Genomic DNA, 21,979 nt, shown 5'->3' on the forward strand with positions numbered 1-21,979 from the left:
ACAACTTCCATCTAAGATACGCCCTTCATCCGGGATATCATCCATTGTGTCAGCTGAGGCGTAGATGCATCCAGCATCACTTGCTCCGTCTCGGCCATACTTTCCAGCGCCTGATAATGACGTGACGCGGTTAGCTCACGTTTGGGTGGGTTATCCACAAACGCAATTTTTCCAGAATCTCTTGTAATGAAGGATAACTCCTCAAATACATCAAGCATCATGGTGATCATACGTGGAGAACAGCCACATTGACGGCTGAGTACGGGAGTAATCTCTTTTTCCTCCACCGGTTCAGCTCGCCATTTCGATACCAGCATATAGATCCGCTTGAATAGTTCTCTGGAAGGCATCTGAAGGCGATCTCGGCGGTTGCCTGATCCGTGCAGAAGGATGATATTCTCTGCTCCGCTGAACAAAGCCAGCATAGCATCAAGTTGTTCCGGAGTTTCCGGCGTATCAAACACAAATAACGTCCGGATCTGTTCCTGTCCATATTGCTGCGCAGCAGCATTACACGGAAACAACCCGACCTTTCTATCATATACCCAAAGGCACGGTTCATACAATGAATTTCCCTCAGAAACATTCGTTTCATTCTTAACGATTGCACCGACCGAGCCAGATTTGTACCGTAAATGTACTTCTAGTGTGCTCAGGAACTGCTTCATTGTACTCAGCGGCTCACCATTTCCTCTTAAGTCAAACACTTGTGCATGAGGCACATGGATGTCTTGGAGCATCAATTGTGGTTTGCGCATTCCATTCCATTCATTAATCGACAGCTCGCCCATAACGTCAATGATGGAACCCACTGGTAAAAATTCAGCTAGCGCTCCTTTGCCAAAGGCCACGGTCTCTAACTGTTGCCCTTCTTGTTCCAGAACGAGTTTCAGATGGCGTTTCTCTCGCCCCATCGTTCGGGTCTCTTTAACCGTAACATTTCTAAATACGAAACGGGGAGAAGGATTGCTCATACCGAACGGTTGCAGTCTGTCAATCTCTTGAATTACTTGTAGAGGTACATCACTGATGCGACATTCATCATCTGCAAGACGCTGAGGTACAAAATCTTCCTCGGTTAGAACAGACGCAGCAAACTCGTTCAAGCCTTGCTCCAGCTCTTCCAACTGATCCCGATGGAGTGTCATACCTGCCGCCGCTGGATGTCCCCCGTAATGATCCATGGAGTCTTTGCAAGCCGTTAATGCTTCATAGATATCCAATCCGTCAATGGAACGGGCAGAGCCTTTACAAACCCCACTCTGAGGATCAATGCCCAGAATTAGTGTTGGCCGATAGTAACGTTCCAGCAATTTGGATGCAACGATACCTACAACGCCAACATTCCACCCTTCTCCCGCAAGAACGATCACATCAGGAACAGCACCAGAGCGAAGCTCTATTTTCTGTTCTAATTGAGCTGTTGCTTCCTGAAGGATTCCCTCAACAACCTGTTGTCTCTCTCTGTTAAGCAGGTCTAATTGGCCTGCAAGTGTATGAGCTTCGTCTAAATCTTCAGTCGTCAGAAGAGATACCGCTCGTCCTGCATGATCCAAACGGCCACTTGCATTAATACGAGGCGCCATTGCAAATGCAATATTAATGGACGTTACTTGACTCTGATCCACACCACTAATTTCAAGGAGAGCACTTACACCAGGTAAGCGTGAGCCTCGCATAGATTCAATTCCATAACTGACAATAACACGATTCTCACCTTCGAGCGGCATCAAGTCAGCGACGGTACCAATAGCTGCGATCTCCATCCATTCACCTGGAACTTCACCAATGAGGGCCTGAGCCAGCTTCAGAGCTACGCCTGCACCCGCCAGCCCCTTAAATGGATAAGGACATTCGGGTAGTTTCGGATTAATAAGTGTGTACGCCTCAGGAAGTATCTCAGGTGGTTCATGGTGATCCGTGACAATCACTTCTATCCCTAGCGTGGACGCGTAGGCAATCTGCTCTACTGCACTTATGCCAGTATCGACGGTAATCACCAGCGTCACACCTTGTTGATGAGCCCAATCTAATGCATGATTGTGAAGTCCATAACCTTCGTTGGAGCGATGAGGAATATAAATATCGTAGGATGCCCCCAAATGGCGCATCAGATGGATCATGAGTGAGGTACTGGAGACACCATCAGCGTCATAATCTCCATAAATTAAAATATGTTCTTCCCGCTCAATGGCCTGACGTATCCGCGGTACAGCTTCTTTCATACCAAGCAGAAGATATGGATCATGCATCTGATTCAGATCTGGATGTAAGAACCGTTCCGCCTCCATTTCATTATGAACCCCGCGACTAGCTAACAAACGTCCAACAAGAGATGACACGGAAAGCGCCTGCGAGAGTCCCGCAGCCGCATCCAAATCAATATGTGGTGTATTCCACCGGTATTGCGAATAAAGCAATAATAACGCTCCTTTCTTGATCTACGGGATCCGAGCTCCATTACTGAATTAATGTCGCTTCATGATCGGGCAGTTCATGATTGGATTTATAAGGATACCCAGGGTCATAGGGTACTGCCTGAATCTGTACTTCCTTTACATGGCTGAAGCGAGTGAAGAGCAGCGTTTTGGCTCGATTAGATATCTCCTGAGCCTCCAAAACGGATATCCGTGGATTAACGCTAATAATGAGTTCAATGGTAACGGCATGCTCCTGTTCGCGGGCTACCAATTGTTCGATGGTAATGACGCCGTACACTCGCTGTACAGTCTCTTTGAAATCGAGAGCCTCTTCCTGTTGCAGTTCTTGCACTAAAGAACCATATACTGTGTCTACAATCATTCTATAACCTTTATGAAACACGAAACAAGATGCAATTAATGCCGCTGCTGGATCCATATACAGAAGCATACTCCACCCTGACATCTCCCCGATCATTGAACCAATGATACCAACCAATACCGTAAGTGAGCAGTAAAGCGCCCGGCGATGCTGCTGAGCATAGGTCAGTGCTTGTGCTTGATTTCTTTTTCGGAAATACCTGTATTGAAATTGGAAGATGGCTTCCTTGATCGCTAAGGCTGCAAAGGCTGCGACAAGTGCATGCTGATATTTATCAGAAGTCACTGGAGCATCGCCTATTAGGCTACTTAAGGCTGAAATTGCAATCTGTAATCCTCCCATAAGAATGAGAACAGACAGCAAAACCGATATCCCTGGTCTCGCTACACGTGAATGTTCCTTAGACCGTGTAGCTACTCGATCTGTATCCTTGCTCTTGTGCCTTACAGAATGGGAAGGGAATAATCCCGCCAGTGAAGAGGCAGCTTCTGAGGCAGAGTACAGACCATCTGCGAGTAACGATTTGCTATTGGCTAAATAACCGACAACAGCCTTAATTACTGCAAGCGTCATATTCCCAGCAATACCACTCCACGTTGCCGCCTGAACCGTTGGAATATGTTCTCTGGCCATGGAAATTCCCCCTTGTTTCTGTCTCTAAAGTTACAAAGCCGCGCCTAGTAGACGCGGCTTCACAATAAGATGTTTAGTTAGATGCTTTAGCCGCTGTTTTTGGCTTATCAATTTGTTTACCTTTAAGTGTCAGCCATAGTGGAGCAGCGATAAAGATGGAAGAATACGCACCGAACAGCGTTCCGATTACCATAGCGAGCGAGAACATCCGAATGGACTCCCCACCGAAAATGAACAAACAGATGGAAGCTGCAAATACGGTGAATGTCGTATTCAGGGAACGTGTCATCGTCTGTGCCAAACTACTGTTAACGACCTGACGCAAATCTGCTTTGGTTGTCTTTTTGGCAAAACGTAAGTTTTCCCGAATTCGGTCAAAGATAACGATCGTATCGTTGATCGAGAAACCAACAATCGTCAATACAGCGGTAATAAAAGTCAGATCCACTTCCAGACGGAAGATGGAGAACACACTTATTACAACAAATGCATCGTGGAAGAGAGCAATAACTGCCGCCAAACCGAAACGCCATTCAAAACGAATAGCTACATAAATCATGATCCCGATACTTGCGATGAGAACGGCATAAATCGCATTACGTTCCAGTTCCTTCGCCATTTCAGGGTCTACCGTGTTTACTTCGTAAGAGGCAGTGGAATCCAGTTTACTGAATTCCTGCTTAAATGTACTCTCTTGCGTTTCATCAAGCTCATTGGAAAAACGAACATTAACCCGATCTGAACCCGGTGTGATCGTTACATCACCCTCATCAACACCAAGATCAGCAATGATAGGTTTAATCTGTTCTGTTGTAATTGCTTTGGATACGGAAATATCAACATTCGATCCAGCACGGAAATCAACCGCATAGTTCAAACCAAGTGAAAGGATACTAACAATCCCAGCAACGGTTAGAATAATTGAGAAAATATAGGCGAATTTGCTGCCTTTGATATAATCATAATTCCAATTAAAGCGCACGAATTTCACTCTCCTTCACTCCGAAGTACTTAGGCTTCTTCAAGACGTTACCCCGTACGAGCAAGGTTAACAGGAAGCGGGAGAAGAAAATATTCGTGATAATACTTGTGACGATGTCGAAAATCAACACAAGTGCGAAGCCTTTAACTGCACCCGTACCAAAGTAGAACATAACAGCAGCAGCAATGATCGTAGTGATGTTAGAGTCAATAATTGTGCGGAAGGAATGCTTACTACCCGCTTTGACTGAAGACAAGATCGACTTACCACTCCGCATTTCTTCTTTGATCCGTTCGTACGTGATGATATTGGCGTCAACCGCCATCCCTATACCTAGAATGAATGCCGCAATACCCGGAAGGGTAAGGACAAACTCCCCTAGGTAGAAAATAGCAAGCACCAGCCACGTATGTGTAATCAACGCAAAGCTCGCAATGATCCCTGGAATACGGTAGATCCCAATCATAAATACGAGAATGAGAACAGACCCAATCAAACCTGCTTTGACCGTCTGATCCAATGACAATTTCCCCAGCGTTGCACCAACACTCTGTGAATACTTCTCTGTCAGTTTCAGCGGAAGCGCACCAAGGTTAATAGTATCACGAAGCTGATTTGCTTCTTCGCGCGTATAAGAACCTGAGATTTGGGCAGAGCCATCTGTTAGTTGTTGTCTAACGGTTGGCGCAGACAGCAGCTCATCATCCAAATAAATGGCGAGAGGTTGTCCAAGCAAACGTTTGGTGATCTCAGAAAATTTAGCTTTGTCTTTCACTTGAATGTCGATCATCGGCTCATTCAATGAAGTGAAGACAACTTTGGCTGCATTCTCCACAAATTCATTACCACGAAGCTCGATCTTGGTGTACTCGCCTTCCTTGTCATTCTCAGCTTTACTGCGGAAGGTCAAGACGGCAGGTTCTTTCATTTTGGCTCTAACCTCAGCCTCATCCGTTACCCCAGCCAACTTCAATCGAATCCGGTTAGTTCCTTCAGTGGTTACCTCCGGTTCGCTTGTTCCGAGCGCATTGGCACGGCTTTCTAGACTCTTGGCCGTTTGCACCAAAGATGCTTTGGTGACTTGTTGTCCCCCATCAAGCGGCTCCGCTTCATATAAGATCTCGTAGCCTCCCTTTAAATCAAGGCCCAAGCGTATATTTTTGAGCAGCTCCGGGCTTGTTCCCACCATAACCCCTGTGGTGACAAGCACGACCAGAATGAAACTGATAATTCTTTTCATGCCGTTCCTAGATCCCCTTTCGTTCTCAATATTCCTATTATAGCGATGCCGTAAAAAGCAGTCAATTTTCAACAAAAAAGATCCCTTTCGCTAGAAAGAGGATCCCCGGTATGCAGACACGGTCATAAAGTTCATAAAGCTTGTTGCTTTCAGTGACAAAATGTCGTTCACCAGCTGGTGAAGCGGTGGAATGCCCTGCTTTTCATATTTATGACTGACGCAATTCCAGACATCTTTGCTGGTCACATATTCATAACCTACAAGCCTAAACTCTTCCGCCTTGCTGCAGCAGAGCATCTCAATGGATTGTTCCATCTCCATATCGTTCATTTCCTCCAACGGGGATTAGCCTCCCTTCCCACACACAAGCCTTTATGCGGCATCAATATTACATCATTCGACTTCCCCTAGTCATATTCCTTCTTGCTGTCGATGGATCTTTTTGTTAATCGTGATCAATTTGTCATGAGAAGATGATGGACTGGCATAGGATGAAGAACAACGGCTTGGTCCCGTTAACGAAACCTGTTACTTTCATTCGGGAAAGAGGGGTAGTCTTGAAGAAGCAGACATTTATCCAAGGAGCTATGATCCTGCTCGCCGCAGGCATTATTAATCGTATTCTCGGATTCATCCCACGCATCGCATTACCACGAGTTATCGGAGCAGAAGGCGTCGGAATCTACCAATTAAGTTACCCCTTCTTCATCGTGCTCGTAACCCTGATTACAGGCGGCATACCACTCGCCGTCGCCAAACTCGTAGCTGAAGCAGACACAGGTGCGAATCGTTTTTCGCCTCAACGGATCCTGCAGATCAGCTTAGCCTTTACGTTGACGCTTGGTGTGATTTTTATGTTTCTGTGTATTATCTTTGCCCCTTGGGTCACCCGTTATGTTCTTACAGATGAGCGAGTATACCACACCTTTGTTAGCATGAGCCCCATGATTGCAATTATCGCTGTGTCGGCTGTTTACAGAGGTTACTTTCAAGGTAAGCAAAATATGATTCCTACGGCAGCTTCCTCTATTGTTGAAACGATTGTACGTATTATTTGCGTCATTTGGTTTGCTTGGTTGCTGCTTCCACAAGGTATTGCTCAGGCTGCCGCTGGTGCAATGCTAGGTGCTCTGGTCGGTGAATTCATTGGCATGCTTGTACTGCTATGGAATTATCATAGGCAAAAAAACGATACCGAGCCTCTTTACACTCCATCGTCAGTCTTGCCTCAAGCAAAAAACAGTCTCGGTTCAGTTACTCAGCCCAATCATTCACAGCACAGCCTTATTCGCCGTTTGTTAGCCATCTCTGTACCTGTTACGGCAGGACGCTTGGTTGGCTCCTTATCCTATCTTGCCGAAACTATCGTAACAGCACAAAGCTTGGCCATTGCAGGGATTTCACGAGGATTGGCTACCGCCCAGTACGGAGCACTACAAGGCATGATTATTCCATTATTATTACTTCCAGGGGCACTTACCTCATCACTGGCAACCTCTCTCGTCCCTTCATTGTCTGAAGCATCTGCGCAGGGGGATCGAGCCTTGATTCATAAACGAATGCATCAAGCTTTAAGGCTTGCACTCGTTACAGGTGCTCCTTTTTCTGTTTTTATGTATGTGCTTGCCGAACCGATGTGTCTTATTCTCTATAATGATGCATCGATTGGAAGCATGCTGAAACTTATGGCTCCTTTTGCTCTCTTCATTTACATTCAGGCTCCTCTGCAGGCCGCACTACAGGCACTTGATCGTCCGGGAAAAGCATTGCTTAATACGTTTATCGGTGCTGTTATCAAAATTACATTGATCCTACTGCTCGCTTCACGTCCTGAATACGGCATCTTTGGCGCAATTATTGCTATATGTGCTAACTCCACTATCGTAACTCTATTACACGCACGAAGTGTTCGTACTTTGCTTCAATTTCGTTTTAAGGTCATGGACTGGGTTAAGACAGGCACAGGCATGTTCATTATGGGCGCAGCCACTCTTCTTGTTTATGAGCATACTGTCGTTATTCTGCCACTATGGGCAAGAATGATTCTTGCTCCCACCATTGGGCTGATCGTCTATTTAATCGTAATGGGTTTGACACGTATGATTGATTTTCATGATTTGTCCCGTGCACCTATCATCGGTTCGTGGTTTGAACGCAGATCACGTAAATAAGCAACGTCTTATTTGGAATCATCCTTCAGGCTAACAAAAACTTTGCCATTGTGATCAATTGAACAGATAAATACTTCCTTGAAATCAAGGATGCCTTTTTGCTGAATCTGATTTTTAAGCCAGAATCTTGTCTTTTGAATCAGCTCCAGATTTTGATCCTGAACTTTTCCATCCATGATTAGTGGTAAGGGCAGACCTTCGTATTTAATATTTTGAAACCCATCCACTCGATCTTGCCTGGCTTTTTGTTTTGTATGTGCACTGCCTCTGTTGTTTGATGTTCCATTTCCACCTGAATTACTTTGGTTGCTTTGATTACTCGGGAAAACAGTTAATTTACCTGTCGTCTCCAGAATCGCAAACTCGACATCACCAATGCTGTCTATATTCTGCTCACGTAGTTGAAGTAACAGGTCATCTAAGTTATATCGCTGCTTACGCATCTCATCCCGATGCAAGGTTCCTTTGGAGATGAGAACTGTTGGTTTGCCATCAATCATTAGGCGGAGTCTACGACTTTTGAGACTGACAAATGCCATACCAATCTGCATTATAAGTACAGTTAGCATAGGCACAATTCCGTGAGATAAAGGTTTTTCCATATCCTCAATGACAAAGGCCGCAATCTCTGCAAGCATAATGGACACGACCAGGTCAAACATGGACAGCTTTCCAATTTCCCTTTTCCCCATCACTCGGATCGCGCCATAGACAATGAAATACATGAGGATCGTTCGAAAAACATGTGCTCCGATATCTGAGAAGTTCACGACAAGGTTCCTCCTTTGTTTGAGTTATCCATAGGCACCTGTAGCGTAATCCCTATTTTGACCCGAAGCTGACATGCTCATGCAGATCACATCAATTCATTTAATGGAAAATTCAGTTCATAAGTCTGAAGGCTTGACCATACACTGTATTAATTTCAAACTTGTACAAGGGGGATGCTTCATGCAGCTGATTCGCCGAGTGATCTCGTTTCGAATGTCCAACCCGATTTTGTCAGGTCTCTGTCATGCCTTTATTTGGATGTTATTAGGAGCACTGATTCTTTCCTTATTTCTCTGGATGACTGGAATGCGGGAGCAGGATCTTTCCCTGTATACTTACGTTGTTCATGCGCTGTCGCTACTCATTGGTGGATTTGTGGCTGGCAAAAGATCCGGTGAAAAGGGATGGTACCACGGAGGACTAACCGGTATCGTTTATGGAATCATCGTATTGATCATTGGATTCCTGGCATTGGATGCTTCGTTCAACTGGAAGGATAGCCTGCAACTCGCAAGTGCATTTCTGATCTCTGCTCTGGGTGGAATTTTCGGAGTAAACACACAGCGAAACTAACAGTCAACGCGTGTGCTTGATACATGGCATATGAGTTCCTGGACAGACTATAAAATAAAAAAGAACCGGAGCCCTGTATAAGAGCTTCGGTTCTGTAATAACAGACGGAACTAACTATTGTGAGCGAACTCTATTTCTCTAAATTCTCGCTCATTTATAATTATTCAGCAGTTTCACGACTGACTGCACTGCTGATCGCATTACGATCGAAAGTAAGCTTCGTTACATCGTTTACGCGCAGAACAACCACGTCTTCTGTAATTTCAGCGATTGTACCATGGAGACCACCGATAGTAACGATTTTATCGCCTTTTTTCAATTGGCTAAGCATCGCATTACGCTGTTTTTGCTTCTTGTTCTGTGGACGAATCATCAAGAAGTAGAAAATCGCAACCATAAGTACCAAAGGTACAATCAAAGATACGATACCTCCGCCTGCATTAGGCGTAGTTGCTGCAAACATTCCTTGAAACATGTAAACTCCCCCTTATCGACTATACGTACAAAATAATGCTTGTTCCTTCGGTTCCGCAACAAACCTCTTAGAAACCTTTGTCATTGTCATGAAGACCATATTGATCGAAAAATTCATCCCGGAAATCAAGCAGACGATCTTCCATAATGGCTTTGCGCACGTTGCGCATCAAATTCTGCAAGAAATGAAGATTATGGATGGTCGTCAGACGCAAGCCAAACGTTTCATCCGCCTTGATTAAATGACGCAAATAGGCTCTGGAATAGTTACGACAAGTGTAGCAATCACATTCAGGGTCAAGTGGCCCAAAATCAGTTGCGAACTTGGCGTTTCGAACTACAAGCCGTCCTTGGCTAGTCATTGTTGTTCCGTTACGGGCAATTCGCGTTGGAAGTACGCAATCGAACATGTCTACTCCACGAATCGATCCCTCAATCAATGCATCGGGTGAACCTACCCCCATTAAATAACGTGGTTTGTTGGACGGCAACAAAGGCACCGTATAATCCAACACGCCATACATTAAATGTTTCGGTTCTCCAACACTCAGTCCACCAATAGCATACCCCGGGAAATCCATGGAAGTCAAATCTGCCGCGCTTTGGCGGCGCAGGTCCTCATGCATTCCGCCCTGCACGATAGCGAACAAACCTTGGTCATGTGGACGTGCATGACTTTCTAAGCAACGCTCAGCCCAGCGGCTTGTGCGTTCAAGGGATTTTTTCACATATTCATATTCTGCCGGGTACGGTGGGCATTCATCAAATGCCATCATAATATCGGAACCCAGTGCGTTCTGTATTTCCATGGCAACTTCAGGGGACAAGAACTTTTTGTCTCCATTCAGATGTGAGCGGAAATTCACGCCTTCCTCTGTGATTTTACGCATTTCACTGAGAGAGAATACTTGAAATCCACCACTATCGGTCAAAATTGGACGATCCCAATTCATGAATTTGTGCAATCCACCAGCTTGGCGAATAATCTCATGTCCAGGTCTAAGGAACAGATGATACGTATTACTCAGAATAATCTGCGCATCCATTTCCTTCAACTCTTCAGGGCTCATCGTTTTAACGGTCGCTTGCGTTCCTACCGGCATAAACGTTGGTGTCTCAATGATTCCGTGAGGTGTATGTACACGTCCTAATCGGGCACCAGATTGTTTACAAGTTTTAATATGTTCGTACGTAATTGCTGCCATTGGTTTTAATCATCCTCTAAAAGTTAATCGTTAGACCTATACTCGTGAATCTCTGTAGGTTCAACACCAAGCGTTCTTACTAAGCATCTGTTCTTGTGTAAAAACGAGTTGAACCCACACCAATCATTCTTTGCCTAGTTCAACATTAATAGATCAACATCGCATCGCCAAAGCTGAAAAATCTATACTCTTGAGCAATAGCTTCCTCATAGGCATGCATAATGTGTTCTCTGCCTGCAAGCGCACTTACCAGCATGACTAATGTAGATTTCGGAAGATGGAAATTCGTCAGCATCCCATCAATGACCTTGAAGGTATACCCAGGATAAATGAAAATTTTAGTCCAGCCGCTGCTCTCCTGCAGAAGTCCTTGCTCAAATTTACTGCCTACCGTTTCAAGTGTTCGACAGCTTGTCGTGCCTACAGCAAAAACACGATTCCCACGTTGCTTCGTTTCATTAATCAGATCGGCCGTCTCCTGTGACATAGAGTAATACTCTTCATGCATAACATGATCCTCTACTACATCTACGGACATAGGACGGAATGTGCCCAGCCCAACGTGAAGCGTAATGAAGGTTACATTAACACCTTTTGCTCGAATCTGATCAAGCAACTCATCCGTAAAATGCAGTCCAGCTGTTGGTGCGGCTGCAGACCCTTCATGCTTCGCATATACCGTCTGATAGCGTTCACGATCATCCAGTGTTTCCTTAATATACGGAGGCAACGGCATTTCACCGAGACGATCTAGAATCTCCTGAAAGATCCCCTCATACGAAAATGTAAGCATACGCGCGCCCATTTCGCCTTCTTCGTCAATCACGGCTTTCAGTTCATCACCAAAAACGATAACAGAACCGGCTTTCAACTTTTTGCCTGGCTTAACCAGTGCTTCCCAGCGATCACCTTCCACGTTTTTGAGAAGTAACACTTCCGCTTTGGCTCCTGTGTCCTCTTTTGTTCCAAACAAACGAGCTGGCAACACTCGCGTATCATTAAGTACAAGTGTGTCACCAGGCTGTAGAAAGTTAATAATATCCGGAAACGTATTATGGTTGACTTCACCGCTCTCCTTATTCAAGGTAAGCAAGCGAGACGCTGTCCGATCAAGCAACGGCGTCTGTGCGATAAGCTGTTCCGGTAATTCAAAATCATATAAGTTCACATTCATGTTCAATTCATTCCTTAACAATAGTCGCATTTTGGTAATAGTGTTTCAATATTTCCTGGTAATCATACCCTTCATCTGCCATGCCTTTGGCTCCCCATTGTGACAAACCTAATCCGTGACCATTTCCTTGGCCGATGAACATAAAGTTTTGTCCTTGAGTTATGGCTCTCGCCTGACCATCACCGCTCATGACGACAAGGGCATTACCAGATGAAGTTCCTGTACCTGAGGCAGATAATACAGCTTCTCCTTGAGACCCTGTTTTACTCGCTGTATTCCCGTCAGCGCCTAATACAGTATAACTTCCAGTACCCGCAATATCAAATAAAGTACTGGGCAATCCACCCAGCGCCGAGCGGTACGTATCTGCATATTTAACAGTCAGCGCTTGTCCATTGGCACTTACTTCAAGTGCTCGACCAGAAGGTCCACGCTTCGTGACTTCTAATGTTGAGATAGATGAGGGAACAGTCGTCGTTGTTTTACCTTGTAACGTTTTGACTAATTGAGCAGAGGTAAATGGTCCTCTCACCCAAGCATAATCATTGGATTGTGCTACTTTTGCCAAAACAACAGCTTCGTTCCCTGGATTCATTTTGGCTACCGGCTCAACGGTAGATTGGATTAATGGGATGGCACGTACATTCGTATTCTGTGCAGTGACAGTGACCTTGGAAAGACCCGCATCCGTTTTGGAGCTTAACTCCTTCACGTTGTCCTCACGGATATATCCACTGATGCCTGAGTTAAGCAGTACATGATACCACGTATGCAATCCAGCCTGTGCTGATGTATCTCCAGAACTATCCACATTGGTGAAGACCCCTGCTCCCCCGTTCCAAACCTCGGAGGGATGTGCCGTTTGTCCACCTGCATTGGATGAGAATACAGCCTCTACAATTTTACCACCACTTTTGACAACTTCTCCTGCGGTAGCATCCACTGCACTGGTTACTTTATCATTCTCCGAATCAATGCCGTTATAGGCTTGACTTAGTGTTGTATCCACAACATTGGCAATCTGGAAGCGAGTGCCCTGTTGGAGAGCATAGGAGCGAGCAGCAACTGCTTGTACTTTTAGAGCCTCTGCAGGCCAGGAGGAATACACCTCTGCTCCAACTACGGAGTACAAATATTGTTCCAGTGGAACGACATTCACTAAAGCCAAGTCACCATTAACGATACTGAGTTCCATATCTCCGCGATATGTTCGCTGGGAACGTTCCAGTACTTTAATGCCATTTCCATCTCCCTGCACCCAAGCTTTGGCTTCCGTACCGGCAATCGTGTAGTGTGCTGCAGTCTTAGGCGTGTCCAGACTTAACCCCGCATCCTGCCGAATGATTAGAGCGGAGCTGTTATTAGTTACAGGAGATAGGCTTGCGCCACCCACTTGTGTCTCTACCGCCTTTCTTACAGCAGTAAGCTCTGCATCTGTCACAGCTTCACCAACCCATACGCTGTAGCCCGAACTACCAGCATCCAGTGACAGTACAGTATAGGAAATGACGCCTGATGCTGAGAGAGAAGCTTGAGCCGCTTGTGCTTCTTGTAAGGAGCTATAATTTCCAGTAGATAAATGCTTGTTTCCCGTTACGACTGGTTTCTGCCCACCCAATTGAGCTGCAGCTACCTTCTGAACTCGAGCAACGGCTTGTCCAGCGAGTGTATCTGTAGCATAGTTTCCGGTATAGAGCTGATACACCGTTTTGCCGCTCACGCTTGAGCTGAAGAGTAACGGCTTATCGCTGGTTGGTTGCAATAGCTTGGCTGCTGCCGCCGCTGTTTTGAAATCTGCTGTCTCCAACACCTTCACACGAAAACCATCTGCGCTGAATCGAATCTGCCCCGCTGGAAGACTTACATTAGCACCCGTCCCAGATCCAATGGTCCAACTTGCATTTGATTCAAGTGTGATTAATGGTGTGGTTGATTTGTATGTGCTTCCCAGATTCGCAAACATCGCAACCCGAATCAGCTGTTCATCATTTTCTGCTGCATAAGCGGGTACCTGCAGACATCCTGCCATCAATACAGTCGCAGCCAAAACCTTTAATCGGCGACTCCATTTCATATTTTGTATTGCTTTCCCCACAATCAGTCTCCTCTCCGCTCTTTCCTTGTGTAGATACATCTATGAATTTCAAACTTCATTTTGTATTTAGAACTGTTTCATGTAATAGAAAAACGTCCTTCCCACTGCCCAATACACCACTTGTTACTTTCCATCTCGCGGCGGAATCGGCAAACCTAAATGATGATAAGCCATATCTGTAACAATTCGACCTCTTGGTGTACGTTGAATCATACCGATCTGCAATAAATAAGGCTCATAAACATCCTCAATGGTTTGGCTCTCTTCACCAATCGTAGCTGCAATGGTATCTAGACCAACCGGGCCTCCCCGGAAGCTATTGATCATGGACTTAAGCATCTTGTGGTCGATCTCATCCAATCCTCTTGGATCAATCTGTAGACGTTTAAGTGCTTCTTCTGCTAATGCCTGTGTAATGACTCCATCGCCTCGTACCTGAGCGAAGTCTCGAACTCGCTTCAATAAACGATTGGCAATCCTCGGCGTTCCACGGGAACGGAGGGCAATCTCTTCTGCAGCGTCTCCAACAATCTCAACCCCAAGAATTTCTGTAGAGCGAGAGACAATGTAGGCTAGCTCATCAACCGTATAAAACTCCAGACGGCTAATGACACCAAAACGATCACGCAGAGGCGCAGACAGCAAACCAGCGCGTGTTGTAGCTCCAATGAGAGTGAATGGTGGCAGATCCAGACGCACAGATCGCGCGCTAGGGCCTTTACCGATCATAATATCCAATGCAGAGTCTTCCATCGCAGGGTACATCACTTCTTCAACAGTACGATGCAGGCGATGAATCTCGTCAATGAATAACACATCACCCTCTTGAAGATTAGTCAGCAATGCTGCTAGATCTCCTGGTCGCTCAATTGCAGGCCCTGAAGTGGTACGCAGATTAACGCCCAATTCATTAGCGACGATGTTGGCAAGTGTTGTTTTACCTAATCCTGGTGGACCGTACAATAAAACATGATCCAATGCCTCATTACGCATTTTGGCTGCTTCAATATATACTTTTAAATTTTCCTTCACCTGATTTTGTCCGATATATTCATTCAGATACCGGGGACGAAGACTCAGCTCAACAGCTTGATCATCCATCATCAGGTTAGCGGAAATAATACGCTCATCCATGTTCATCCCTACCTTTATAGTACGAACCACTGTGCTATCATGTTGGTAAAGTTAGTTATCCAGTGAATAGCATTTGCAGTGCTCGTTTCATCAACACATCAACCGAATCGGCAGATGTAACATCTTTTTTCAGCTTGAGCCATACTTTATCCAACTCGCTGTCTGTGTAACCAAGCGCTTTAAGACCATCACGTGCCTCATCCCAAGATGAGCCGCTTCCTGCTTCTTCTGAAGGAGGAGCAAATAAACCTGTTGCATACGCGGCAGCACCGAATCCGTCCAGCTTATCCTTCAGATCCAAAATCATACGCTGAGCTGTCTTTTTACCGATTCCCGGTAGTTTGGTTAGGAATGTCAGATTCTCTTGGTAAATCGCTGTAACGACATGATCAGGTGTGCCTCCTGCCAAAATGCCCAGGGCGACTCGTGGTCCAATACCAGACACCTCGATCAACTTACGAAACAAGCGCTGTTCTTCTCTTGTAACAAAACCATATAACAACATGGCATCTTCACGCACATGATGATGGGTATAGACCATGATCTCACCTTCTTGTTTCGCGAACGCATATGGGTTAGGACAAAATACACGATAGCCCACACCTTGAACATCAAGCACAATATATTCATTCTCCACATGCACGAACTGTCCTCTAAGAAAATCAATCATTTTCGCAATACCTCATTTAACTTCGAATTTAATGTATAAGAATGTGCATGACATACGGCTACTGCCAACGCATCTGCTACGTCATCTGGCTTAGGAATCGCCTGTAACCGCAAAAACATTTTAACCATCTCTTGCACTTGACGTTTCTCCGCTTTGCCGTATCCTACAATCGCCTGTTTAATCTGCATCGGTGTGTACTCAGCAATAGGTAGCCCTTTCTGTGCAGCAGCCAGAACCATTACCCCTCTGGCCTGACTGACGGACATCGCTGTTGTAACGTTCCGATTGAAGAAAAGTTTCTCCAGTGCGACGGCATCTGGTTTATATTTATCGATGAGCTGCACCATACCTTCATATACGTGAAGCAACCGTTCCTCTTCAGGTGTATGAGCTTCTGTCTGAATACAGCCATATTGTACAGGAACCACTTTACTACCGATCTTATCCACAAAACCAAACCCAACAATCGCAATTCCCGGGTCTATCCCCAAAAAACGCAAACCCATCTCTCCCTTACAATAAAGCGAACATATGTATCGTTCATTTCATTATAACAAAAAGAAAGACCCTGCGGCAGGAAACTTTGACTACAATTTAATCCTCATAAAATCTATCGTTCACACTCCTGTGGAGTCTTAGAAAACCTTGTCGCTTTACCTATAAAGATGTCACAAAACATTTCCCATCCTCTGGTATCCAAGGTCTAGCAAAGCCCTAAACCTCTTAACAGGAAGGTATCACGCAACCCCTAAGGGCTTATTTATTTCCCTACGATCAGTCAACACACGACAAAAAGGACATCACTTCGATGCCCTTCTCCAGCAAACCTATAACCTGTCTTCAATTTAATTCTCTTCAAAAACTTTATTGAGTCAACCGCCATTTAGAATAACTTCTTCAGAAGCTCGATCAACCGCATAATCGCTAAATGTCGAAATCACACTGTTATATTCATCTTTGTCTTGTACTCGAATTCCTTGCTGCAGCTGCTCCCATACTCCCTCAGGCAATGAAGACTCAAGTGACCCAACATCCATTTGAAAAAAAGTACGGATTACTTTGTCTTCTGTAGGGTGACCTTCGTACAAATTCAGATTCCCCAATGCATCGATGCTAATATAAGCCTGCTCTTTGCATAGAGGAGAAAGATCATCAACCTGCTGCTTAACCCGTAAACCATCTCCCGCAACTTCTGCATCCCATTCAGGATGTTGGAGTAATAACACTTCGACTTGTGAAGCAGTCATTTTGCCTAATTGCTCAGTCTCGACTCCACAAACATAGTGGACTTCCAATACAACAGCAGTTAAGTCATCAGGTGTAGTAGATCCTAGTTGTTGTACTATAGCCTGTACCTCTGCTTCCGAACGATTCGCTTCTATAGGAGCTGTCCCCATGACAGTGACGGTCTCACTAAAATCAGTTGTTAATAAACGTTGAATATGAGAAGAGATAGACAGTCCACTATACGCTAGTATCGTTACAGCGACTAAGGCTAGACTCATCCATGCAGTTCGTTTCCAACGTCGCCAACGCCTTTTGAATTGTTTCTTTAATTTAAACGTGTTCACCTGAACCCCTTCTATCACTTTTTTTAACCTAGTGTGACCGAAAGGGTTACCGTTTATGCACATTCAAACCTACATTTAAACATCACTCATATTATTTACACAAAGCAAAAAGCAGATTATCTATATTAGATAATCTGCTTTCTTAGATCGGGATGACACGATTTGAACATGCGACCCCCTGGTCCCAAACCAGGTGCTCTACCAAGCTGAGCTACATCCCGTTATGTATACCGGCGAGAGGACTCGAACCTCCACGGTTTCCCACTCGATTTTGAGTCGAGCGCGTCTGCCATTCCGCCACGCCGGCATATGAAGTTATAATGGCGCGCCCTGAGAGATTCGAACTCCCGGCCTTTTGATTCGTAGTCAAACGCTCTATCCAGCTGAGCTAAGGGCGCAAATTGGAGCGGAAGACGGGAATCGAACCCGCGACCCTCGCCTTGGCAAGGCGATGCTCTACCGCTGAGCCACTTCCGCATACGGTAAGGTGAAAATAAACTGGACTCTCATCCATGAAACAAAAACTTAAATGGCGGAACCGACGGGATTCGAACCCGCGATCTCCTGCGTGACAGGCAGGCATGTTAGGCCAACTACACCACGGTTCCAGATCACTTTCGTGAGAAAGTATAATTGCGGGGGCAGGATTTGAACCTGCGGCCTTCGGGTTATGAGCCCGACGAGCTACCGGGCTGCTCCACCCCGCGTCGTTAGAAAAAGTATATATGGTGGAGGCTGAGGGGATCGAACCCCCGACCCTCTGCTTGTAAGGCAGATGCTCTCCCAGCTGAGCTAAGCCTCCATCTATATGACCCGTAGGGGATACTCTCACTTCGTTCGAGACTGCGAAGCAGTGCTAACGAATCTTATCCTCCGACGAACCTTTGGGATTCTCATCCCTTGTTGAAGCAATAGATATTGCTATGACCCGTAGGGGATTCGAACCCCTGTTACCTCCGTGAAAGGGAGGTGTCTTAACCCCTTGACCAACGGGCCTTACTGGCTCCCCGAACAGGGCTCGAACCTGTGACAACTCGATTAACAGTCGAGTGCTCTACCAACTGAGCTATCAGGGAATAATATACATTTGCAAAAGCAAGTGTAATTCATCATACAATGTCCACAAGCAAAACTTGTATCTATGTAAGAAAAATTTGCTTGGCGGCGTCCTACTCTCCCAGGACCCTGCGGTCCAAGTACCATCGGCGCTAGAGGGCTTAACGGTCGTGTTCGGGATGGGTACGTGTGGAACCCCTCCGCCATCGCCACCAAACGCATAGCTTAGCTTACATTTCAGAGTGTTGTTCTCTGAAAACTAGATTCGAAACGAAAGTCTGCGATGTAGAAATTTGCTAATTGGATAAGCCCTCGACCGATTAGTACTGGTCAGCTCCATGCATTACTGCACTTCCACCCCCAGCCTATCTACCTCGTCGTCTTCAAGGGGTCTTACATACTGGGAAATCTCATCTTGAGGGGGGCTTCACGCTTAGATGCTTTCAGCGCTTATCCCGTCCGTACATAGCTACCCAGCGGTGCTCCTGGCGGAACAACTGGTACACCAGCGGTACGTCCATCCCGGTCCTCTCGTACTAAGGACAGCTCCTCTCAAATTTCCTACGCCCACGACAGATAGGGACCGAACTGTCTCACGACGTTCTGAACCCAGCTCGCGTACCGCTTTAATGGGCGAACAGCCCAACCCTTGGGACCTACTTCAGCCCCAGGATGCGATGAGCCGACATCGAGGTGCCAAACCTCCCCGTCGATGTGGACTCTTGGGGGAGATAAGCCTGTTATCCCCAGGGTAGCTTTTATCCGTTGAGCGATGGCCCTTCCATGCGGTACCACCGGATCACTAAGCCCGACTTTCGTCCCTGCTCGACTTGTAGGTCTCGCAGTCAAGCTCCCTTATGCCTTTGCACTCTTCGAATGATTTCCAACCATTCTGAGGGAACCTTTGGGCGCCTCCGTTACTCTTTAGGAGGCGACCGCCCCAGTCAAACTGCCCACCTGACACTGTCCCCGCACCGGATTACGGTACCAGGTTAGAACCTAGATACGATCAGGGTGGTATCCCAACGGTGCCTCCACCGAAGCTGGCGCTCCGGTTTCAAAGGCTCCCACCTATCCTGTACAGATCGTACCCAAATTCAATATCAAGCTGCAGTAAAGCTCCATGGGGTCTTTCCGTCTTGTCGCGGGTAACCTGCATCTTCACAGGTATTAAAATTTCACCGGATCTCTCGTTGAGACAGCGCCCAAGTCGTTACGCCATTCGTGCGGGTCAGAATTTACCTGACAAGGAATTTCGCTACCTTAGGACCGTTATAGTTACGGCCGCCGTTTACTGGGGCTTCGGTTCACAGCTTCGGATTGCTCCTAACCGCTCCCCTTAACCTTCCAGCACCGGGCAGGCGTCAGCCCGTATACTTCGCCTTACGGCTTCGCACAGACCTGTGTTTTTGCTAAACAGTCGCTTGGGCCTTTTCACTGCGGCCCCCTCGTGCTATTCACACTACCGGGGCACCCCTTCTCCCGAAGTTACGGGGTCATTTTGCCGAGTTCCTTAACGAGAGTTCTTCCGCGCGCCTTAGAATTCTCTTCTCGCCTACCTGTGTCGGTTTGCGGTACGGGCACCATCACCTGGCTAGAGACTTTTCTTGGCAGTGTGAGATCATGACCTTCGCTACTGTAATTTTCACTCCCCATCACAGCCCAGCCTTACGATGTGCGGATTTGCCTACACATCAGCCTCACTGCTTGGACAGGCATCCATCAGCCTGCGTCACTACCCTACTGCGTCCTCCCATTGCTCATAACGGCTTACGGTGGTACAGGAATTTCGACCTGTTGTCCTTCGACTACGCCTTTCGGCCTCGCCTTAGGTCCCGACTTACCCTGAGTGGACGAGCCTTCCTCAGGAACCCTTAGGCTTTCGGCGGATCAGATTCTCACTGATCTTTTCGTTACTCATACCGGCATTCTCACTTGTATAATGTCCAGCGCTCCTTACGGTACACCTTCAACCCTTATACAACGCTCCCCTACCCCTGATGCAAAGCATCAAGCCATAGCTTCGGTGGTGTGTTTAGCCCCGTTACATTTTCGGCGCAGAGTCACTCGACCAGTGAGCTATTACGCACTCTTTAAATGGTGGCTGCTTCTAAGCCAACATCCTGGTTGTCTGTGCAACTCCACATCCTTTCCCACTTAACACACACTTGGGGACCTTAGCTGATGGTCTGGGCTGTTTCCCTTTTGACAATGGATCTTAGCACTCACTGTCTGACTCCCGGAAGTAAGTCTATGGCATTCGGAGTTTGACTGAGCTTGGTAACCCTTGCGGGCCCCGCACCCAATCAGTGCTCTACCTCCACGACTCTGTTTTCCGAGGCTAGCCCTAAAGCTATTTCGGGGAGAACCAGCTATCTCCGAGTTCGATTGGAATTTCTCCGCTACCCCCACCTCATCCCCGCACTTTTCAACGTGCGTGGGTTCGGGCCTCCAGTGCGTGTTACCGCACCTTCACCCTGGACAGGGGTAGATCACCCGGTTTCGGGTCTACGTCCACGTACTACACCGCCCTATTCAGACTCGCTTTCGCTGCGGCTCCGGCTCTTCACCTTAACCTTGCACGGGAACGTAACTCGCCGGTTCATTCTACAAAAGGCACGCCATCACCCCTAAAACGGGCTCTGACTTTTTGTAAGCACACGGTTTCAGGTTCTATTTCACTCCCCTTCCGGGGTGCTTTTCACCTTTCCCTCACGGTACTGCTTCACTATCGGTCGCTAGGAAGTATTTAGCCTTGGCAGATGGTCCTGCCAGATTCATACGGGGTTTCACGTGCCCCGCACTACTCGGGATCCGTCTCGGAGGGAACCAACTTTCAATTACAGGGCTTTTACCTTCTTTGGCGGGCCTTTCCAGACCTCTTCGTTTAACCGGTTCCTTTGTAACTCCATGTGAGACGTCCCACAACCCCAAAGAGCAAGCTCTCTGGTTTGGGCTTCTCCGCGTTCGCTCGCCGCTACTGACGGAATCACTATTGTTTTCTCTTCCTCAAGGTACTTAGATGTTTCAGTTCCCCTGGTATGCCTCTACATAACCTATGTATTCAGTTATGAGTAACTGGAAATTACCCCAGCTGGGTTTCCCCATTCGGACACCCCCGGATCAAAGCTTGCTTACAGCTCCCCGAGGCAGTTTCGTTGTTCGCCACGTCCTTCATCGGCTCCTAGCGCCTAGGCATCCTCCGTGTGCTCTTAGTAGCTTAACCATATTGCTCCGGTTCGACTGCTCGCTTCCCTTGTTTTGCTTGCGCAAAGCCAAAAGTCGCTCCCACTCGAAACCCTCGCAAAAGCAATTTAACTACCGTTTTTATTGAAACTTGTTTGCACAAGTTCAGCTAAAAAGGAATGTTCTAATTCGCATTTTCGTTCGTTTCGATATCTAGTTTTCAAAGAACAAGCTCCATGCAA

General features: G+C 46.5%; 16 protein-coding genes, 9 tRNA genes and 2 rRNA genes. 2 read left to right on the top strand and 25 right to left on the bottom strand.

Annotated elements, in window-relative coordinates; genetic code table 11:
- Window positions 1-11: 11 nt before the first annotated feature.
- The 5 genes from recJ to V6W81_RS22625 form a co-directional block, all read right to left on the bottom strand.
- A complete protein-coding gene (gene recJ, locus V6W81_RS22605; RefSeq protein WP_338540458.1) occupies window positions 12-2,420 on the bottom strand; it encodes a single-stranded-DNA-specific exonuclease RecJ in 2,409 nt (802 codons plus the stop codon).
- Window positions 2,421-2,460: 40 nt separating this feature from the next.
- On the bottom strand, window positions 2,461-3,435 hold the full coding sequence (locus tag V6W81_RS22610; protein WP_338540459.1) for a cation diffusion facilitator family transporter: 975 nt from the start codon (window positions 3,433-3,435) through the stop codon (window positions 2,461-2,463).
- A 73-nt stretch (window positions 3,436-3,508) separates the two neighbouring features.
- The gene (gene secF, locus V6W81_RS22615; protein ID WP_145046985.1) at window positions 3,509-4,417 is read right to left on the bottom strand and encodes a protein translocase subunit SecF; all 909 of its coding nucleotides are present in this window, start codon (window positions 4,415-4,417) and stop codon (window positions 3,509-3,511) included.
- Window positions 4,407-5,657, bottom strand: a complete 1,251-nt coding sequence (secD, locus tag V6W81_RS22620; RefSeq protein ID WP_145046987.1) for a protein translocase subunit SecD — start codon at window positions 5,655-5,657, stop codon at window positions 4,407-4,409. The genes secF and secD overlap by 11 nt, the downstream gene beginning before the upstream one ends.
- A 90-nt stretch (window positions 5,658-5,747) precedes the next feature.
- Window positions 5,748-5,987 (bottom strand): post-transcriptional regulator, encoded by a 240-nt coding sequence (locus tag V6W81_RS22625; RefSeq protein WP_056701711.1) that lies wholly within the window; start codon window positions 5,985-5,987, stop codon window positions 5,748-5,750.
- A gap of 227 nt (window positions 5,988-6,214) precedes the next feature.
- Here V6W81_RS22625 and spoVB point away from each other — a divergent pair, with 227 nt between their 5' ends.
- Window positions 6,215-7,828 carry a stage V sporulation protein B gene (gene spoVB / locus V6W81_RS22630; protein ID WP_145046989.1) on the top strand — a complete coding sequence of 538 codons (1,614 nt, stop codon included), beginning with the start codon at window positions 6,215-6,217 and terminating at the stop codon, window positions 7,826-7,828.
- 8 nt (window positions 7,829-7,836) lie between these two features.
- Here spoVB and V6W81_RS22635 read toward each other — a convergent pair whose 3' ends face one another.
- Entirely contained in the window at window positions 7,837-8,553 is a 717-nt protein-coding gene (locus V6W81_RS22635; RefSeq protein ID WP_430701374.1) for a YetF domain-containing protein, read from the bottom strand.
- Between the two features lie 226 nt (window positions 8,554-8,779).
- On the opposite strand from V6W81_RS22635, the gene V6W81_RS22640 reads away from it, so the two are divergent.
- Window positions 8,780-9,172: a TIGR04086 family membrane protein gene (locus V6W81_RS22640; RefSeq protein ID WP_338540461.1), complete on the top strand. Its 393-nt coding sequence runs from the start codon at window positions 8,780-8,782 to the stop codon at window positions 9,170-9,172.
- A gap of 160 nt (window positions 9,173-9,332) precedes the next feature.
- Here the strand turns inward: V6W81_RS22640 and yajC are convergent, their stop codons facing one another.
- The 19 genes from yajC to V6W81_RS22735 form a co-directional block, all read right to left on the bottom strand.
- Window positions 9,333-9,647 (bottom strand): preprotein translocase subunit YajC, encoded by a 315-nt coding sequence (gene yajC / locus V6W81_RS22645; protein WP_145046991.1) that lies wholly within the window; start codon window positions 9,645-9,647, stop codon window positions 9,333-9,335.
- A 67-nt stretch (window positions 9,648-9,714) separates the two neighbouring features.
- Complete coding sequence (gene tgt, locus V6W81_RS22650; protein ID WP_056701206.1) at window positions 9,715-10,851, bottom strand: tRNA guanosine(34) transglycosylase Tgt; 1,137 nt, start codon at window positions 10,849-10,851, stop codon at window positions 9,715-9,717.
- Window positions 10,852-10,996: 145 nt separating this feature from the next.
- On the bottom strand, window positions 10,997-12,025 hold the full coding sequence (queA, locus tag V6W81_RS22655) for a tRNA preQ1(34) S-adenosylmethionine ribosyltransferase-isomerase QueA (protein ID WP_056701203.1): 1,029 nt from the start codon (window positions 12,023-12,025) through the stop codon (window positions 10,997-10,999).
- Window positions 12,026-12,032: 7 nt separating this feature from the next.
- Window positions 12,033-14,099: a SpoIID/LytB domain-containing protein gene (locus V6W81_RS22660; protein ID WP_430701376.1), complete on the bottom strand. Its 2,067-nt coding sequence runs from the start codon at window positions 14,097-14,099 to the stop codon at window positions 12,033-12,035.
- Window positions 14,100-14,243: 144 nt separating this feature from the next.
- Entirely contained in the window at window positions 14,244-15,254 is a 1,011-nt protein-coding gene (ruvB, locus tag V6W81_RS22665) for a Holliday junction branch migration DNA helicase RuvB (RefSeq protein ID WP_056701201.1), read from the bottom strand.
- 55 nt (window positions 15,255-15,309) lie between these two features.
- Window positions 15,310-15,924, bottom strand: a complete 615-nt coding sequence (gene ruvA, locus V6W81_RS22670) for a Holliday junction branch migration protein RuvA (protein WP_338540462.1) — start codon at window positions 15,922-15,924, stop codon at window positions 15,310-15,312.
- Window positions 15,921-16,424, bottom strand: coding sequence for a crossover junction endodeoxyribonuclease RuvC (gene ruvC, locus V6W81_RS22675; RefSeq protein WP_056701196.1), 504 nt, complete (start codon window positions 16,422-16,424; stop codon window positions 15,921-15,923). Before ruvC ends, ruvA begins: the two co-directional genes overlap by 4 nt.
- Window positions 16,425-16,796: 372 nt before the next feature.
- Complete coding sequence (locus tag V6W81_RS22680) at window positions 16,797-17,495, bottom strand: BofC C-terminal domain-containing protein (RefSeq protein WP_338540463.1); 699 nt, start codon at window positions 17,493-17,495, stop codon at window positions 16,797-16,799.
- Window positions 17,496-17,642: 147 nt separating this feature from the next.
- A tRNA-Pro gene (locus tag V6W81_RS22685) sits at window positions 17,643-17,716 on the bottom strand.
- Between the two features lie 7 nt (window positions 17,717-17,723).
- Window positions 17,724-17,802 (bottom strand) — tRNA-Leu (locus V6W81_RS22690).
- A gap of 14 nt (window positions 17,803-17,816) precedes the next feature.
- Window positions 17,817-17,893: transfer RNA gene (locus tag V6W81_RS22695), tRNA-Arg, on the bottom strand.
- Between the two features lie 4 nt (window positions 17,894-17,897).
- Window positions 17,898-17,972 (bottom strand) — tRNA-Gly (locus V6W81_RS22700).
- Window positions 17,973-18,025: 53 nt separating this feature from the next.
- Window positions 18,026-18,103 (bottom strand) — tRNA-Asp (locus V6W81_RS22705).
- Window positions 18,104-18,128: 25 nt separating this feature from the next.
- Window positions 18,129-18,202 (bottom strand) — tRNA-Met (locus V6W81_RS22710).
- A gap of 19 nt (window positions 18,203-18,221) precedes the next feature.
- Window positions 18,222-18,297, bottom strand: a tRNA-Val gene (locus tag V6W81_RS22715).
- Window positions 18,298-18,419: 122 nt separating this feature from the next.
- Window positions 18,420-18,491 (bottom strand) — tRNA-Glu (locus tag V6W81_RS22720).
- A 4-nt stretch (window positions 18,492-18,495) separates the two neighbouring features.
- Window positions 18,496-18,571 (bottom strand) — tRNA-Asn (locus V6W81_RS22725).
- Between the two features lie 80 nt (window positions 18,572-18,651).
- Window positions 18,652-18,768, bottom strand: a 5S ribosomal RNA gene (gene rrf, locus V6W81_RS22730).
- Between the two features lie 83 nt (window positions 18,769-18,851).
- Window positions 18,852-21,777: ribosomal RNA gene (locus tag V6W81_RS22735) — 23S ribosomal RNA — on the bottom strand.
- Between the last annotated feature and the right edge of the window lie 202 nt (window positions 21,778-21,979).

It is taken from the genome of Paenibacillus tundrae, assembly GCF_036884255.1.
Lineage (GTDB): Bacteria > Bacillota > Bacilli > Paenibacillales > Paenibacillaceae > Paenibacillus.